A 15,498-nucleotide genomic window follows, 5' to 3' on the forward strand; every position below is an offset into this window, starting at 1 on the left:
AGGGGGGAATGATGACGCTTTCTCGCATGATCGCAGGGATCGGGGCGATCGCCACGACGACCGCACTCGCCGCGCCCGCCTGGGCGCAGGCCGCCGCTGCCGGGCCGATCAAGGCGCCGACGCCCGAACAGATGGCCACGATGGTCAACAAGGGCGACACGACGTGGATGCTGATCTCGGCGGCGCTGGTGCTGCTGATGTCGGTGCCGGCGCTTGCGCTGTTCTATGGCGGCCTCGTCCGCACCAAGAACATGCTCAGCGTGCTGATGCAGGTCTTCATGATCGTCTCGGTCGCCGCCCTCGTCTGGGTCAGCTGGGGCTACAGCATGGCGTTCACGGGCGGGTCGCCGTTCGTCGGCGGGCTCAGCAAGGCGTTCCTCGCCGGGGTCAGCGCGACGACCTACGGCGCGACCTTCTCCAACAACGTCTACATCCCCGAATACGCGTTCGTCGTGTTCCAGATGACCTTCGCGTGCATCACGCCCGCGCTGATCGTCGGCGCGTTCGCGGAACGGGTGAAGTTCACGCCGCTGCTGATCTTCGTCGTGCTGTGGCTGACCATCGTCTATTTCCCGATGGCGCACATGGTCTGGTACTGGGCCGGCCCGGATTTCCTGTCCGACGCACCGACCGACACCGGCCTGCTGTACGGCTGGGGCGCGCTCGACTTCGCGGGCGGCACCGTGGTCCACATCAACGCAGGGATCGCCGGCCTCGTCGGCTGCCTCATCATCGGCAAGCGCGTCGGGTACAAGCAGGAGCCGATGCCGCCGCACTCGCTGACCATGACGATGATCGGTGCGTCGCTGCTGTGGGTGGGCTGGTTCGGCTTCAACGCCGGGTCCAATCTGGAGGCGAACGGCCTCGCCGCGCTGGCCTTCATCAACACCTTCGTCGCCACCGCGGCGGCGGCGGTCGCCTGGGCGGTGATCGAACAGATCGTCCACAAGAAGCCGTCGCTGCTCGGTGGCGTGTCGGGTGCGGTCGCGGGTCTCGTCGCGATCACCCCGGCGGCGGGCTTCGCCGCGCCGATGACGTCGATCCTGCTCGGTTTCGTCGCATCGGCGGTGTGCTTCTGGTTCGTCACCACGGTGAAGAACAAGCTCGGCTATGACGATACACTCGACGTGTTCGGCATCCACTGCGTCGGCGGCATCATCGGCGCGATCGGCACGGGCATCGTCGCCGCGCCGTCGCTCGGCGGTCAGGGCTGGGTCGACTACACCGTTTTCCCGTCGGTCGCCGGCACCTACGACATGGCCGGCCAGGTGCTGACCCAGATCAAGGCGGTCGTGCTGACGCTGGTGCTGTCCGGCGGCGTCTCGGCGGTGCTGTTCTACGGCATCAAGGCGACGATGGGCCTGCGTCCCAGCAAGGAAGTCGAGACCGAGGGCCTCGACATCAACGAGCATGGCGAGCGCGCCTACAACTACTGACCCGTTCGGGGCGGGGCCTGAAGAAGCCCCGTCCCCCACGATGTTCCTCCTGCGGACATCCTTGAAGCCCGGTGCGGAAACGCACCGGGCTATTTTTTGGCCGGCGGGTCCGATAGCGTCGGAAACATGCTGATCCGATTCCTCCTCGCCCTGATGATCGCCGCCCCGGTTGCTGCTCAGGTCGCCGCGCCGGAAGGACCGCCGCCCGTCCGCGTCGTGATGACCACGACCGAAGGACCGATCACCGTCGAGGTGAACCGCGCCGCCGCGCCGGTCACCTCCGCCAATTTCCTGCGCTACGTCGATGCCAAGCGGCTGGACGGCATCACCTTCTTCCGCGCGATGCGGCTGGCGTGGGGGCCGGGCCTGATCCAGGCGGGGCAGCACGACATGAAGAAGCTGTATCCGCCGATCGCGCACGAGCCGACAACGAAGACCGGGCTGACGCATACTGAGGGCGCGATCTCGATGGGGCGCATGGCACCGGGCACGGCGCGCGCCGACTTCACGATCGCGATCGGCGACATGACCGGGCTGGACGCGCATCCCTACGCGCCGGGCGACAATGTCGGCTATGCGGTGTTCGGTCGCGTGGTGGAGGGCATGGACGTGGTCAAGCGCATCTGGTCCGGCCCCCGCGACCCGAATGCCGGGGCGGGCGCGATGAAGGGGGAGATGCTGAAGCCGGAGATCAGGATCCTGACCGTGCGGCGGGTGCCCTAGCGCCTGGTCCCAGCCGATGCTGCCGGTGCCGTAAGCTCTGTCGGCGGCAGCAACGCGCCGGCCTGCACCCGATCTGCACAGGCTTCGCGCAGCAAGCGCATCGTTCGCACCATCCCGGCTCGACCGAAGGGGCGCATCCCGTCAGCCTGAAACAGGATGGGACGCACGGGCATGACGGGGTTTGGACGGGGCGACATCGGGCGGAAGCTGATCGCTGGCATGGCGCTGATCGCGCTGGGCGAGGCGATCGTGTTCGAGGAGGGGCTGATCGGATCGGCGTTGGGCGGGTTCGCGCTCGCGTGGCTCGCCGCACTGGTCCTGACCCGGCCTGCGGTGTGGCGGAACCGTGCGGCGGAGATCGCGGCGACGGTGGCGGGCGGGTTCGCGCTGGTGCTGGTCGACGATCCGAACATGCTCGCACTGGTGCTGTTCGCGGTCGCGGTGTCGCTGGCGGCGCTGCTGCCGCGCCGACGGTTCGACGATGCGCTGGCGTGGGCGGGGCGGCTGGCGTGGCACGGCGTCAGCGGACTCGGTGCGCCGCTGCACGACCTGGGCAAGCTCGCGCGTATTCGCGCGCGTCGTTCGCAAGGGGGGCTGCGGTTCTCCGGGGCGATCGCGCTGCTGGCGATGCCGATCATCGGGGGCGCGATATTCCTGACGCTGTTCGCCAATGCCAACCCGCTGATCGCCGACGCCTTTTCCAGCATCGCACTGCCGAACCTCGACACGGTGATCCTGCGCACGATTCTGGCGCTGGTCATCGCGATGGGCGCGTGGCCGATGCTGCGGCCCGCCGCCTCGACGACCCGGCGGGAGCGATCCGGGACCGGGCGGGACCTCGACGCGATCGATCCGGGCGTCGCGACGCTGACGCTGTCGCTGGTCGTGTTCAACGCGATCTTCGCGGTGCAGAACGCACTCGACATCGCATTCCTGTGGAGCGGCGCGGTCCTGCCGTCGCGCGTGACGATGGCGGAATACGCGCATCAGGGCGCCTATGCGCTGATCGTTACCGCGCTACTGGCGGGCGCGTTCGTGGTCGTCGCGCTCCGGCCCGGCGGCACCGGGGCGGCGAGCGTCGTCGTGCGCCGGCTGGTGACGGCGTGGATCGCGCAGAATGTCCTGCTGGTTGCGTCCAGTGCGCTGCGCACGCTGGATTATGTCGACGGGTTCGGGATGACGACGCTGCGGCTCGCGGCGCTGGCGTGGATGGCGCTGGTGGCGACGGGGCTGGTGCTGATCGGCTGGCGGCTGGTGCGGGGCCGCTCGACGGCGTGGCTGGTCAACGCCAATGCGCTGGCGGCGGCGCTCGTGCTGGCGCTGTGCGGCGTCGTCGATCTCGGCGCGGCGGCGGCGGCGTGGAACGTCCGCGTCGCGATGACGCAGGGACGCGGCGGCCCGCCGATCGACCTGTGCTACCTGCACGAACTCGGCGCGTCCGCGATCGTCTCCGTCGCGCGGCTGGAGCGTCATGCGTCCGATCCGGTGATCCGTGACCGGCTCGCCTTCATCCGGGGCGAGGCGCGACAGGATCTTGCGATCCGGCTGTCGACGTGGCGCGGCTGGACGTGGAGGAACGCGCGCCGGTGGGCGCAGGTCGAGGCGATCGCCGGCCCGGCCCGCCTTCGCCCCGCGCCGGAGGGGCGCGAGTGCAACGGTGCGATCAAGGCTCCCGATCCTTTGACGCGGACGCCATTGACGGGAGCGCCGCAACGATGATCCTGTGCCCGATGCCGCGCACCATCCTTGTCGTCGACGACGATCCGCATATCCGCCAGCTGCTGGTCTTCGCGCTGGGCAAGGCCGGACTCGGCACGGTCGAGGCCGCCGACGGGGAGGCGGCGCTGGCGCTGGTCGCGGCGCAGTCGCCGGACCTGATCGTGCTGGACATCAACATGCCGCGCATGGACGGGCTGGAGGTGTGCCGCCGCGTCCGTGCCGACAGCCAGGTGCCGATCCTGTTCCTGTCGAGCCGCGACGACGAGATCGACCGCGTGATCGGCATCGAACTCGGCGCGGACGATTATGTCGTGAAGCCGTTCTCCCCACGCGAAGTCGTCGCCCGCGTCATGGCGATCCTGCGCCGCGCCGCCGCCCCCACGCCGCCCCGACCCGCCGCCGCGACGATCGCGCAGGGGCTGCTGCGGCTCGACATGGAGGGATGGCGCGCAAGCTGGGCGGGGGCGGAGGTGGCGCTGACGGTCACCGAATTCTCGATCCTGCGCCTGCTGGCGGCGATGCCGGCAAAGGTGTTCGGCCGCGATGCGATCATCGACCGCCTGCACGGGCCGGGTTTCGCCGTGACGGATCGCACGATCGACAGCCATATCCGCAACCTGCGCGCGAAGTTCGCGGCGGCCGGCGGCACCGACCTGATCGAGACGCGCGCCGGCATCGGCTACGCCCTCGGGCCGTGTCGCGGGCAGCGAGGTTGAAGGCAGCGTTTTGAAGAGCTGGGCGAAGCGCCATTGGCCCAGGCTGCGGCTGCGCACGATCCTGTTCGCGACGCTGTTCGTGGTCGCGGCGCTGCCCGGCGTCGGCGCGGTCGGGTTGCGCGTCTATGAGAACACGCTGGTCCGGCAGACCGAGGCGGAACTGGTCGCGCAGGGGGCCGTGCTCGCCGCCACCGCCGCCTTGCTCTGGCCCGCCGCGCCGCCGGGTCGTGTCGTCGCCGGCCTCTCCGGCCCCGATGGCCATGACGCGCCGGACAGCGGCATCGATCTCAGCACGACGCCGATCCTGCCCGAACGCCCGGCCGCCGCCGCCGCCGCCGCCGCCGCCGCGGGCGCGGGCATGGCGGCGGATGCGGTCGCCGCGGCGCGCCGGCTCGCCCCGGTGGCGACCGCGACCAGAGCGGAGACGCTGGCCGCCATCACGCTGCTCGATCGCGCCGGCATCGGCCCGGACGGCAGCTACGCCGCCCTGCCGGAGGTCGCCGCCGCGCTGCACGGCCGATCCGCCACCGTCCTGCGCCGCAACGGTGCGTACCGTGCGGTGTACCGGTTCGAGTGGCTGTCGCGCGCCGCCGCGATCAGGGTGCATCATGCACGACCGATCGTCGTGAACGGTCGCGTCGTCGGCGTCCTGCTGCTGTCCCGCTCGGCGCGTGCGCTGTTCAAGGGGTTGTACGAGGATCGCGGCAAGATCGCGCTCGGCATCGTGCTGATCTTCGGGACGTTGGTGTTGCTCAGCGGCCTGCTGTCGCGCGGCATCGCCCGCCCGATCGAGGCGCTGGGCGCGGCCACCCGCGCGGTCGCCAGCGGCCGGGGCGAAGTGCCCCCCGCGCCCGCCACCGCCGCGATCGAAATCCAGGGTCTCTATGCCGATTTCGCGATCATGGCCGACGCGATCGAGCGCCGCTCCCGCTACCTGCGCGACTTCGCCCATGCGGTCAGCCATGAATTCAAGACGCCGCTGGCCGGCATCCGCGGCGCGCTGGAACTGCTGGCGGAGCATGGCGACACGATGTCGCCCGACGAGCGCCACCGGTTCCTTGCCAATGCGGATGCGGATGCGGACCGGCTGGCGTTGCTGGTGACGCGGCTGCTCGATCTCGCGCGGGCCGATATGGGTACGGGCGGCGACGGACAGGCCGATGTCGCCGCCGTGGCGCACCGGGTGGCGGATGCCGAGCGTGGCGCGGGGTTCGCGATCGAGGTCGCGGTGCCCGCCGGGCTGTCCGCGCGGATCGATGCGGCGACGCTGGAGGCGGTGCTGGCGGGCCTGCTCGCGAACAGTCGTCAGGCGGGGGCGGCGTCCGCGACGATCGTCGCGGCGCGCGAGGGGGCGGGGGTGGCGGTTCGCGTGTCGGACACCGGACCGGGCATTCCGATGGCGGATCGTGGACGGGTGTTCGAGCCGTTCTTCACGACGCGGCGGACGACGGGGGGAACCGGACTGGGGCTGCCGATCGCGGCGTCGCTGCTCGACGCGCATGGCGGATCGCTGGTGCTGGAACAGGGGGCGGGGGCGGTGTTTCTGGTGCGATTGCGATGAGGGTGGCGTTTGTGGCGAAGCCGTCGGTGGAGTGACCCGTCATTGCGAGCGGGGCGAAGCAATCCAGTCCGGTGCTTGCGGTTCTGGATTGCCGCGCCGCTTCGTTCCTCGCAATGACGATCGAGAGATCACCCCGTCTCCGTCTCCGCCTCCCCCACCGCCTTCGTCGCCGCCTCGCCGGTCCAGTCGAGGTCGCCGATCGTGCGCCACACTTCCTTGCCCTGCGCGTCGAACAGGATGCTGGTCGGCAGGTTGCTCGCCACCGCGGGCACCCACGCCATCTTCGGGTCGGTCCAGGACTTCAACGCCTTGAACTTGCGTTCGGCCAGAAACGCGGTCGCCTTGGCCGGATCCATGTCCTGGCTCAGCGTCACGACCCGCAGCTTGCCGCCTTCGCGCACCGCCAGCGCGTCGAGCGTCGGCAGTTCCTTCACGCACGGCCCGCACCACGTCGCCCACAGGTTCAGCAGCACCGGCGTGCCGCGATAATCCGCCAGCGTCACCGGCTTGCCCGCCGGGTCGACGAACGCCAGCGTCGGCGCGGCCTCCCCCCTCCGGCTGCGGTCGATCGTGCCGGCGGGCTTCGCCGCGGTCGCGCCGGACGGCGCGGCTTCATCGGGCGACACGGCATTGGCCATCTGTTCTTGGGCCATCTGTTCTTGGCCCACCTGTTCTTGCCCGGCGGGGGTCGAGGCCCTATCGCAACCGGCGACCGCCAGCCCGGCGGCGAGAACGAGACCGATCGAGCGCATGAGTACCTCCAACAGCATGTGGGGCGGCCGCTTCGCCGAAGGGCCGTCCGCGGTGATGCGCGAGATCAACGCCTCGCTTCCCTTCGACCAGCGGATGTGGCGTCAGGATGTGGCGGGCAGCCGCGCGCATGTCGCCATGCTCGGGAAACAGGGTATCGTCCAGCCCGCCGACGCGGAGGCGATCGCCGCCGGCCTGGAGGAGGTCGCCGCCGGTTACGAGCGGGACGGCGTGCCCGACGACCTGTCGCTGGAGGATATCCACATGTTGACGGAGGCGCGGCTGGCGGCGGCGATCGGCCCCGTCGCCGGCCGGCTCCACACCGCGCGGTCGCGCAACGATCAGGTCGCGACCGATTTCCGCCTGTGGGTGCGCGACGCGATCGATCAGGTGCTGGATGCGCTGCGGGCGTTTCAGGCGGCGCTGCTGGCGCGGGCGGAGGACCATGCCGGTGCGGTGATGCCCGGCTTCACGCATCTGCAATCGGCGCAGCCAGTGACGCTCGGCCATCACCTGATGGCCTATCACGAGATGATCGCGCGCGACGTGTCGCGCTTCGTCGATGCGCGCGCGCGGATGAACCTGTGTCCGCTCGGGTCGGCGGCGCTGGCGGGGACCGGCTTTCCGATCGACCGGCACGCGACCGCCGCGGCGCTGGGCTTCGACGGGCCGACGCGCAACTCGCTCGACTCGGTCAGCGACCGCGACTTCGCGCTGGATTACCTCGCCGCCGCCGCGCAATGCTCGCTCCACCTGTCGCGCCTTGCCGAGGAATTCGTGCTGTGGGCATCGCAGCCGTTCGGCTTCGTCGCGCTCAGCGACCAATGGTCCACCGGCAGCTCGATCATGCCGCAGAAGCGCAATCCCGATGCGGCCGAACTGGTGCGCGGGCATTCGGGGCGGATCACCGGTTGCCTGATGTCGTTGATGATGACGATGAAGGGCCTGCCGCTCGCCTATTCCAAGGACATGCAGGACGATAAACCGCCGGTGTTCGAGGCGCACGACCTGCTCGGCCTCAGCATCGCGGCGATGACCGGCATGGTCGAGAGCGCGACATTCCGGACCGACCGGATGCGCGGGCTGGCCGAATCGGGATACGCCACCGCCACCGACCTCGCCGACTGGCTGGTACGCGAGGCGGGGGTGCCGTTCCGCGAGGCGCACCACATCACCGGGCGTGCGGTGGCGCGGGCGGAGGCGCTGGGCGTAACGCTCGATGCAGTGCCGCTGGACGATCTGCAGGCGATCGATGCGCGGATCGATGCGCGCGTGTTCGACGTGCTGTCGGTCGATGCTTCGGTCGCCAGCCGCACCAGTTTCGGCGGCACCGCGCCCGCCAATGTCCGTGCGGCGATCGTCGTCGCCAGGGGGGAAGCATGACGCGTCCGGTTCTTCTCGCGGCGCTGCTGCTCGCGGGTTGTGGCGCCGCGGACGGGTTGCAGCCGCCACCGGGCGGCAAGCTGCCCGTCGCCCCGGTCGGCGCGCGGGCGACGCCGACGCCGGCGCAGTTGCTGACCCCGACGACGCAGCAGCGTCCGCTTCGCAACGACGAACTGCTGCGCCGTTCGGAAGAGCGCCGCTCCGACGATTTCAACCTGCCGCCGCAATGATCTTCCACCCTTCCCCTGAAGGGGAAGGGCTTTCGAGCTTAGGAACCGCATGGATCATTTCGCCTACCGGGACGGTGTCCTCCACGTCGAGGACGTGTCCGTACCCGCGATCGCCGAGGCGGTCGGCACGCCCGTCTACATCTACTCCGCCGCAACGCTGCGCCGCCACGCGCGCGTGTTCCGCGACGGGCTGAAGGACGTGCCGCGCAAGCACCTCGCCTACGCCATCAAGGCCAATCCCAACCTCGCCGTCCTCCGCGTCCTCGCCGACGAAGGCTACGGCGCGGACGTCGTCTCGGTCGGAGAGATGAAGCGGGCGCTGGCCGCCGGCATGCCGCCGGCCGACATTGTCTTCTCGGGCGTCGGCAAGACCCGCGCCGAACTCGCCGCCGCGCTGGATGCGGGCATCGGCCAGTTCAATCTGGAGCTGGAGGAGGAGGGCGTCGTCCTCGCCGCGCTCGCCGCCGAACGCGGGCTGGTCGCGCCCGCGACGCTGCGCGTGAATCCCGATGTCGACGCCGGCACGCACGCCAAGATCTCGACCGGCATGAAGGAGAACAAGTTCGGCGTGCCGATCGATCAGGCGGCGGGCATGTACGCGCGCCTGTCGGGTCAGCCGGGCCTGAACCTGCGCGGTATCGCGATCCATATCGGCAGCCAGCTGTTCGACCTCGCGCCGCTGGAGGCCGCCTATGCACGCGTCGGCGATCTCGTCGCGGAGTTGCGCGGACGCGGCCACACCGTCACGCATGTCGACCTCGGCGGCGGTCTGGGCGTGCCGTACAAGAGCGGCGACATGCCGCCATCGCCCGCCGATTACGGCGGGATGGTCGCGCGCGTCACCGCCGGCTGGGACGTGGAGCTGATGTTCGAACCCGGCCGCGTCATCGCCGGCAATGCGGGAGTACTGGCGACCGAGGTCATCTGGGTGAAGCCGGGCGTCGTCCACCCCTATGTCATCGTCGATGCCGCGATGAACGACCTTGCCCGCGTCGCCCTATATGATGCCTATCATGATTTCGTCGCGGTCAGGCCGACCGGCGAGCGGATGACTGCGAATATCGCCGGCCCGGTGTGCGAGAGCGGGGACACCTTCGCGATGGGCCGCGATATCGATGCGGTCGCGTCGGGCGACCTTGCGGTGTTGCGGACGGCGGGGGCCTATGGCGCGACGATGGCGTCGACCTACAACAGCCGCCCGCTGGTGCCCGAAGTGCTGGTCGATGGCGACCGCTACGCCGTCGTTGCGGACCGGGTCGCTGCGGAGGCGCTGATCGCGGCGGAGCGCGTGCCGGACTGGCTGGCGGGTTGACGCCGGCGGGATCGGTCAATCGGCGCAACGGGGTTCCACCTGTCATGCCCCTGTCATCCGGATTGCCTAACCGCCCGGCCTGAGCGTGGAGCGCGTCGCAGCGGGCGAGGGCCCGCGGCCACCGGCCGCGCGTTCTCGAAGCCGACAGGTGGTATCTGCACATTCTCGCCCCCGTTCTGGCGTTGCTGGCCCTGCCCGTGCCGCCGCCTGCACCCGCTGCGATCGCGCCGGACGTGCGGATCGATGGCGCGATCGGCGCGGACGATCGTGGCAGCGTTCGCGATCTGGCCTTCGACGTTCCGGCGGACGTGACGCAGATCCGGGTGACGTTCACGCTGAATGGACCGAAGGGTGCGCAGGTTACGCTGGGTATCGCCGATCCGCAGCGCAGTCGTGGCTGGGGCGGCGGCGTCAAGAAGGCGTTCGTCATCGACGAGGGCTTCGCGACCCCCTCGTTCCTGGCCGGCCCGATCCCGGCGGGACGCTGGCACCTGACGATGACGGTGGCGAGCATCCGCGCCGCCGACCGCGCGACCTATCACGCCGACATCCACTTCACGCGGCGCGGCGACCGGCCGGTCGGAGCATTCCCGAACGCCCCGGTCGCGGGCGGGCCGGGCTGGTATCGCGGCGACCTGCACAGCCATACCGGCCACAGCGATGCGCGGTGCCGCAGCCTGTCCGGGCGCAACATCCCCTGTCCCCTGTTCCTGACGACACAGGCGGGAACCGACGCCGGCCTCGATTTCCTGGCGGTGACGGATCACAACGTCACGTCGCACTTCGCCGAACTGGCGGTCGCGCAGGAATATTTCGACACGCTGGTCCTGCTGCCGGGGCGCGAGATCACGACGCGGTTCGGCCATGCCAACCTGATCGGCACGACCGCGGTGCTCGACCTGTCGCGGGCGGGCGAGGCGGGCGTTTCGATCAATCCGATCCTGAAGGCCGCACACGCGACCGGCGGCTTCCTCAGCATCAATCATCCCGCGACCCCGACCGGCGAGGACTGCCTGGGCTGCGGCTGGGTCGCCAGCGACACCGACTATAGCCTGATCGACGGCGTGGAGGTCGCCAACGGCGACACGATCGACGATTTCCGCGGCGATCCCTACCGCGCGAAGGGCGCTCATCTGCGCGTCTGGGAACGGCTGCTCGATCGTGGCTATCGGCTGACCGGGGTCGGGGGCAGCGACAATCACGACGCGGTGCAGGGCCGCCAGCCCCAGCCCTCGTCGATCGGCCGGCAGTCTCCGGTCGGCATCCCCGCGACGATCGTCCACGCCTGCGCGCGGGCGGGCGATGCCCTTGTCGCCGGGTTGAAGCGCGGCCGGGTGTTCGTCGACATCGCCGGGCGGCGCGACCGGCTGCTCGACCTGACGCTGACCGCGCGCGGCCGGCGCGCCGCGATGGGAGAGGTGCTGGCGATCGGCGCGGCGCGCGACGTCCGCGGCACGGTCCACGTCCGCGGCGTGGCGGGCGCCCACCCCGTCCTGCGCATCGGCGGCTCGGACCGGCGGATCGCCCTGCCTCCCGTGGCCGGCGACGATGCGATCGTGCCGTTCCGCGTCGCCGACGTGAGGCAGGCGCTGTGGGTCCGCGCCGATATCGTCGATGCCGCAGGCGCGACGATCCTGGTCGGCAATCCGGTCTATCTGGATCGCGGTGCCGATCCGGACGCGGACCGGTCGCGTGGCGACGAATGCGCCGGCTGATCGACCGCAGCCCGCGCGACACTATCGTCGCGGCCGGTAGCTGACGCCTCGCGATCGTCGCGGTTCCGGCATTACGGCGGGCTTGTCCCGGCATCCCCGGTTCGCCACAACCGAACGGGCGGCGGGTGCGATGCCGCAAACGACGTTGACGATACGGGAAACACATCGGATGAGCCGCCACTGCCGATGACCCTCCACAGCCTTCCGCTCTTCGTCCGCCTCGCCGGTCGTCCCGTGATCCTGCTGGGCGAGGGCGAGGCCGCCGACGCCAAGCGCCGCCTGCTCGACCGAGCCGGTGCGACCGTCGTCGGCGAGGATGCGCCGGCCGCGCTTGCGATCGTCGCGCTCGATGACGAGGAGGAGGCGCTGGCCGCCGTCGCCCGGCTGAAAGCGCGTGGCATCCTCGTCAATGCCGTCGATCGCCCCGATCACTGCGACTTCACGCTGCCGGCGATCGTCGACCGCGATCCGGTGCTGGTCGCGATCGGGACGGGCGGCGTCTCCGCCGGCCTCGCCGCGGCGTTGCGTCAGCGGCTGGAGACGCTGCTCCCCGCGTCGCTCGGCACGCTGGCGAGGGGGCTGCACGCCGGCCGCGCGACGCTGCGCGCGCGCTTCCCCGACGGCGGCGAGCGGCGGCGCGCCATCGCCGCTGCGCTCGCCCCCGCCGGCCCGCTCGATCCACTGGAGGAGCGGGACGTCGCCGCATGGCTCGCCGACCCCGTGGCACCGCCACCGGCGACGCTGATCCGCATCGCGCTGACCTCGTCCGACCCCGACGACCTGACCTTGCGTCAGGCGAGGCTGCTCGCTTCCGCCGACCGCGTTTTCCACGCCGCCGACGTGCCGCGCGCGATCCTCGACCGCGCCCGCGCGGACGCCGCCCGCATCATGGCCGAACCCATCGACGAACCCGGCCTGTCGATCCGGCTGGACATGCAATGAGGGCGTATTGCTACCGGATCGTCGATGGGCAGGCGGAGGCGATCGACCTCGACCGCGCGATGGCGGAGCATTGCCAGCTGGTTTGGGTGCACCTGCCGCAGATCGATGACGAGACGATCGCATGGCTGCACGATACCGCTCGGCTCGACGACTATATCGTCGACGCGCTGACCGCGACGGAGACGCGCCCCCGGTGCGAGGCGATCGGCCACGGCGCGTTCCTGAACCTGCGCGGCCGGTCGCACGATCCGCTCGACAGTTCGGATCTGCTGGCGTCGGTCCGCATCTGGGCCGTGAAGGGCCGCTGCTATTCGGTCACGCGCAAGCCGATGATCGCGGTCGGCGTGGTCAAGGAAGAGGTAGCGAAGGGCGAGATCCGCGATCCCGGCGACCTCATCACCGCGTTCGCCGCGGCGATCACCAACGATCTCGACCCCGATGTCGCCGATCTCGGCGACCAGCTGGACGATTGCGAGGAGCGGCTGGACCCCAACCGCGTCTTCGACCTGCGTCGCACCGTCAGCAAGGTGCGGGTCGCGGCGATCACCTATCGCCGCTTCCTCAGTCCGCAGCGGGCGGCGCTGGAGAAGCTGGCGGCGTTGCCCGGCGACTGGCTGGGCGACGACGACCGCCTCCACATCGCCGCCGCTGCCGACCGCGCGGCGCGCATGGCCGAGGAACTGGAGTCGATCCGCGAACGCTCCGCGCTGATGCACGAGACGCTGTCCGACCTGCGCGCGGAGCAGATCGACAGCCGCTCGCTCGTCATCTCGATCGTGGCGATGGTGTTCCTGCCGCTGACCTTCCTGACTGGCCTGTACGGCATGAACGTCGAGGGGCTGCCGTTCGCGAAGGAGCCATGGGCGTTCGACATGGTCGCGGGCATGTGCCTCGCGATTTCGGTGGGGGTGATCGGCTGGTTCCTGCGCAAGCACTGGTTTTCGGGGTGACCCCTGAAATCCCCTCCTCGAAGGGGGAGGGAGTGTCGGGCTCAATTCGGCCGCCGCCACAATCCCGCCGGCCGCACCACATCCGCGTACAAATCTTGCCGCCGAGCCGCCTCGCGCCCCGCCCGCGCGATAAATCCCAGCTTCTGCGTGCCCGAGGTGCTGACCCGCCGGTCCCACGCCCTCTCGCCCCGCGCCGCGACCTCGCGCCCGATCGCACCATAGATCGCTGCCGCCGCCAGCACGGCCCAGGCCGACCGGAACGACAGCGCCGGCGTGCCACCCCGCGCGCTCGCCTCGAACGCCGCCGCCTTCTCCGCCAGCCGTGCGCCGAGCCGCGCCAACGCCGCGCGGTTGCCCGGCTCCAGCAACGTCGCCTCGGTCAGGCCGACTTCGGCGAGCCATGCGGCGGGCAGGTAGCAGCGCCCCGCCTCCGCATCCTCGCGCACGTCGCGGGCGATGTTCGCCAGCTGGAACGCCATGCCCAGATCGCAGGCGCGGTCCAGCGTGGCTTCGTCCTCCGGCGGCACCCCCATGACGACCGCCATCATGCAGCCGACGACGCCGGCGACGTGGTAGCAATAGCGGTACAGGTCGTCCTCCGTCGCCGGCCGCCATTCTTCCGCATCCAGCGCGAAGCCGGCGATCAGGTCGCGGGCGAACGCCGGCGGCAACCGCGTCTCCGCCGCCACAATTCGCAACGCGTCGAACGCCGGATCGCCGACGACCCGCCCGGCCAGCGCCGCCTCGGTCTTCGCGGACAGCTCCGCCAGCCGCGCCGGCGCGTTCTCGACAGGGCTCATGCCGTGGCCGTGATCCTGCCCGTCGGCGATGTCGTCGCAGCGCCGGCACCACGCATAGAGCAGCCATGCCCGCTGCCGCGTCTGCGGATCGAACAGCAGGGATGCGGCGGCGAAGCTCTTCGATCCGCGCGCGATCGATTCATGCGCGGTCGCGACGATCGCGTCGCGCGTGGGCAGCGAAGCGGTCAAAGATCCCCGACCGACATCCGCACGATCGGCTGCGTCGGCACGTGCTTCGCCATCCGCTCCAGCAGAACGTCCAGCGTATCCGCGACGATCAGCAGGTCGCGGTGCTGCGGCCGCAGGAAGCCGGTCTGCGCCATCGTCCCCCAGAATGCGATCAGATGCTCGTAGTAATTGGCGGTGTTGAGCAACCCCACCGGGTCGGCGTGATAGCCGAGCTGCGCCCAGCTCAGCGCCTCCCACAATTCGTCCATCGTGCCGGTGCCGCCCGGAATCGTGACGAAGCCGTCCGACAATTCGGTGAACAGCGCCTTCCTCTGATGCATGCCGGTGACCACGTGCAGTTCGGTCAGCCCACGGTGCGCCACCTCCGCATGGACCAGCGCCTGCGGGATGACGCCGATGACCTCGCCGCCCGCCGCAAGCGCCGCATCGGCGATTGCCCCCATCAACCCCAGCCGCCCGCCGCCGTAGACGATTCCGATTCGCCGCTCGGCCAGCGTCCGCCCGACCTCCCGCGCGGAATCGATGAACACGGGATCGGCCGGCGTCGCGGAGCCGCAGTAGATGGCGAGGCGCTTCATGCTGCGCGGGTTAGGGGATGAGGACGGGAGCGGCAAGGGTGGGGTGGTCGGGGATGTGGGTTGAGTCGTCAGAGATATGCATCATGGATGCACCCGGTGTTCTGTGATTAGTTCATGATGCAGAACTCGTGAATTTTGCATCACGCGCACCGTTGCCGGAACTGTACCGCCAAGCCATGATGCAATTATGGCTCGCTGGCTGCTCATCCTGATATCTGCTGGAGGGATGGCACTCTCGGGGTGCAATCAGACACCGAAAACCTATAGCGCCGCCTGCGCTGTTCCCCTGCCTGGCTGGGGAACAGAAAAGAACGGCATCGGCCACCTCCTTCCCGTAATGTCTGTCTTCTTGGCCTCAGACGGTACGGTACTCTGGAACAAGGCCACGACATCAAACGAGAAACTGCGTTCATACGTGAACGAGGCAAGCGGCCTTAATCCAGTGCCGCAGATCGTGCTTGAAGTCTCTCCAGCGGCATCTTGCGACAGGGTCC

At 70.1% G+C, this 15,498-nt stretch carries 14 protein-coding genes; 11 read left to right on the forward strand and 3 right to left on the reverse strand.

Going from position 1 to position 15,498, the window contains the following annotated elements; translation table 11 throughout:
• Window positions 1–11 precede the first annotated feature (11 nt).
• From ASG07_RS09095 to ASG07_RS09115, 5 genes are all read left to right on the forward strand, one after another.
• Complete coding sequence (locus tag ASG07_RS09095; RefSeq protein ID WP_055845075.1) at window positions 12–1,436, forward strand: ammonium transporter; 1,425 nt, start codon at window positions 12–14, stop codon at window positions 1,434–1,436.
• Between the two features lie 126 nt (window positions 1,437–1,562).
• Complete coding sequence (locus ASG07_RS09100) at window positions 1,563–2,159, forward strand: peptidylprolyl isomerase (RefSeq protein ID WP_055844726.1); 597 nt, start codon at window positions 1,563–1,565, stop codon at window positions 2,157–2,159.
• Window positions 2,160–2,330: 171 nt separating this feature from the next.
• Entirely contained in the window at window positions 2,331–3,878 is a 1,548-nt protein-coding gene (locus ASG07_RS09105) for a DUF4153 domain-containing protein (protein ID WP_055844728.1), read from the forward strand.
• Window positions 3,879–3,889: 11 nt separating this feature from the next.
• Window positions 3,890–4,594: a response regulator transcription factor gene (locus ASG07_RS09110; RefSeq protein ID WP_055845078.1), complete on the forward strand. Its 705-nt coding sequence runs from the start codon at window positions 3,890–3,892 to the stop codon at window positions 4,592–4,594.
• A 10-nt stretch (window positions 4,595–4,604) separates the two neighbouring features.
• Window positions 4,605–6,155 (forward strand): sensor histidine kinase, encoded by a 1,551-nt coding sequence (locus ASG07_RS09115; protein WP_055844731.1) that lies wholly within the window; start codon window positions 4,605–4,607, stop codon window positions 6,153–6,155.
• Between the two features lie 128 nt (window positions 6,156–6,283).
• Here ASG07_RS09115 and ASG07_RS09120 read toward each other — a convergent pair whose 3' ends face one another.
• On the reverse strand, window positions 6,284–6,808 hold the full coding sequence (locus ASG07_RS09120; RefSeq protein WP_236694618.1) for a TlpA family protein disulfide reductase: 525 nt from the start codon (window positions 6,806–6,808) through the stop codon (window positions 6,284–6,286).
• A gap of 115 nt (window positions 6,809–6,923) precedes the next feature.
• Here ASG07_RS09120 and argH point away from each other — a divergent pair, with 115 nt between their 5' ends.
• The 6 genes from argH (at window position 6,924) to ASG07_RS09150 (ending at window position 13,437) form a co-directional block, all read left to right on the forward strand.
• Window positions 6,924–8,288, forward strand: a complete 1,365-nt coding sequence (argH, locus tag ASG07_RS09125) for an argininosuccinate lyase (RefSeq protein WP_055844734.1) — start codon at window positions 6,924–6,926, stop codon at window positions 8,286–8,288.
• On the forward strand, window positions 8,285–8,518 hold the full coding sequence (locus ASG07_RS09130; RefSeq protein ID WP_055844738.1) for a hypothetical protein: 234 nt from the start codon (window positions 8,285–8,287) through the stop codon (window positions 8,516–8,518). The genes argH and ASG07_RS09130 overlap by 4 nt, the downstream gene beginning before the upstream one ends.
• Window positions 8,519–8,567: 49 nt before the next feature.
• Window positions 8,568–9,830 carry a diaminopimelate decarboxylase gene (gene lysA, locus ASG07_RS09135; RefSeq protein ID WP_055844741.1) on the forward strand — a complete coding sequence of 421 codons (1,263 nt, stop codon included), beginning with the start codon at window positions 8,568–8,570 and terminating at the stop codon, window positions 9,828–9,830.
• Window positions 9,831–10,063: 233 nt separating this feature from the next.
• On the forward strand, window positions 10,064–11,545 hold the full coding sequence (locus ASG07_RS09140) for a CehA/McbA family metallohydrolase (protein WP_168377327.1): 1,482 nt from the start codon (window positions 10,064–10,066) through the stop codon (window positions 11,543–11,545).
• A 186-nt stretch (window positions 11,546–11,731) separates the two neighbouring features.
• A complete protein-coding gene (locus ASG07_RS09145) occupies window positions 11,732–12,487 on the forward strand; it encodes a precorrin-2 dehydrogenase/sirohydrochlorin ferrochelatase family protein (RefSeq protein ID WP_055844747.1) in 756 nt (251 codons plus the stop codon).
• Window positions 12,484–13,437: a zinc transporter ZntB gene (locus ASG07_RS09150; RefSeq protein ID WP_055844750.1), complete on the forward strand. Its 954-nt coding sequence runs from the start codon at window positions 12,484–12,486 to the stop codon at window positions 13,435–13,437. Before ASG07_RS09145 ends, ASG07_RS09150 begins: the two co-directional genes overlap by 4 nt.
• Window positions 13,438–13,478: 41 nt before the next feature.
• Here ASG07_RS09150 and ASG07_RS09155 read toward each other — a convergent pair whose 3' ends face one another.
• Both ASG07_RS09155 and ASG07_RS09160 read right to left on the reverse strand, forming a co-directional pair.
• Entirely contained in the window at window positions 13,479–14,426 is a 948-nt protein-coding gene (locus tag ASG07_RS09155) for a phytoene/squalene synthase family protein (protein ID WP_055844753.1), read from the reverse strand.
• Complete coding sequence (locus ASG07_RS09160) at window positions 14,423–15,004, reverse strand: TIGR00730 family Rossman fold protein (protein WP_055844756.1); 582 nt, start codon at window positions 15,002–15,004, stop codon at window positions 14,423–14,425. The genes ASG07_RS09155 and ASG07_RS09160 overlap by 4 nt, the downstream gene beginning before the upstream one ends.
• Between the last annotated feature and the right edge of the window lie 494 nt (window positions 15,005–15,498).

It is taken from the genome of Sphingomonas sp. Leaf343 (genome assembly GCF_001423765.1).
Taxonomy (GTDB): Bacteria; Pseudomonadota; Alphaproteobacteria; order Sphingomonadales; family Sphingomonadaceae; genus Sphingomonas.

What these genes read in the sequence shown, in the direction of transcription:
- ASG07_RS09095 (WP_055845075.1), top strand. Translation starts at nt 12, where the DNA reads ATGACGCTTTCTCGCATGATCGCAGGGATCGGGGCGATCGCCACGACG.
- ASG07_RS09100 (WP_055844726.1), top strand. Translation starts at nt 1,563, where the DNA reads ATGCTGATCCGATTCCTCCTCGCCCTGATGATCGCCGCCCCGGTTGCT.
- ASG07_RS09105 (WP_055844728.1), top strand. Translation starts at nt 2,331, where the DNA reads ATGACGGGGTTTGGACGGGGCGACATCGGGCGGAAGCTGATCGCTGGC.
- ASG07_RS09110 (WP_055845078.1), top strand. Translation starts at nt 3,890, where the DNA reads ATGCCGCGCACCATCCTTGTCGTCGACGACGATCCGCATATCCGCCAG.
- ASG07_RS09120 (WP_236694618.1), bottom strand. Translation starts at nt 6,808, where the DNA reads ATGGCCCAAGAACAGATGGCCAATGCCGTGTCGCCCGATGAAGCCGCG.
- argH (WP_055844734.1), top strand. Translation starts at nt 6,924, where the DNA reads ATGTGGGGCGGCCGCTTCGCCGAAGGGCCGTCCGCGGTGATGCGCGAG.
- ASG07_RS09130 (WP_055844738.1), top strand. Translation starts at nt 8,285, where the DNA reads ATGACGCGTCCGGTTCTTCTCGCGGCGCTGCTGCTCGCGGGTTGTGGC.
- lysA (WP_055844741.1), top strand. Translation starts at nt 8,568, where the DNA reads ATGGATCATTTCGCCTACCGGGACGGTGTCCTCCACGTCGAGGACGTG.
- ASG07_RS09145 (WP_055844747.1), top strand. Translation starts at nt 11,732, where the DNA reads ATGACCCTCCACAGCCTTCCGCTCTTCGTCCGCCTCGCCGGTCGTCCC.
- ASG07_RS09150 (WP_055844750.1), top strand. Translation starts at nt 12,484, where the DNA reads ATGAGGGCGTATTGCTACCGGATCGTCGATGGGCAGGCGGAGGCGATC.
- ASG07_RS09160 (WP_055844756.1), bottom strand. Translation starts at nt 15,004, where the DNA reads ATGAAGCGCCTCGCCATCTACTGCGGCTCCGCGACGCCGGCCGATCCC.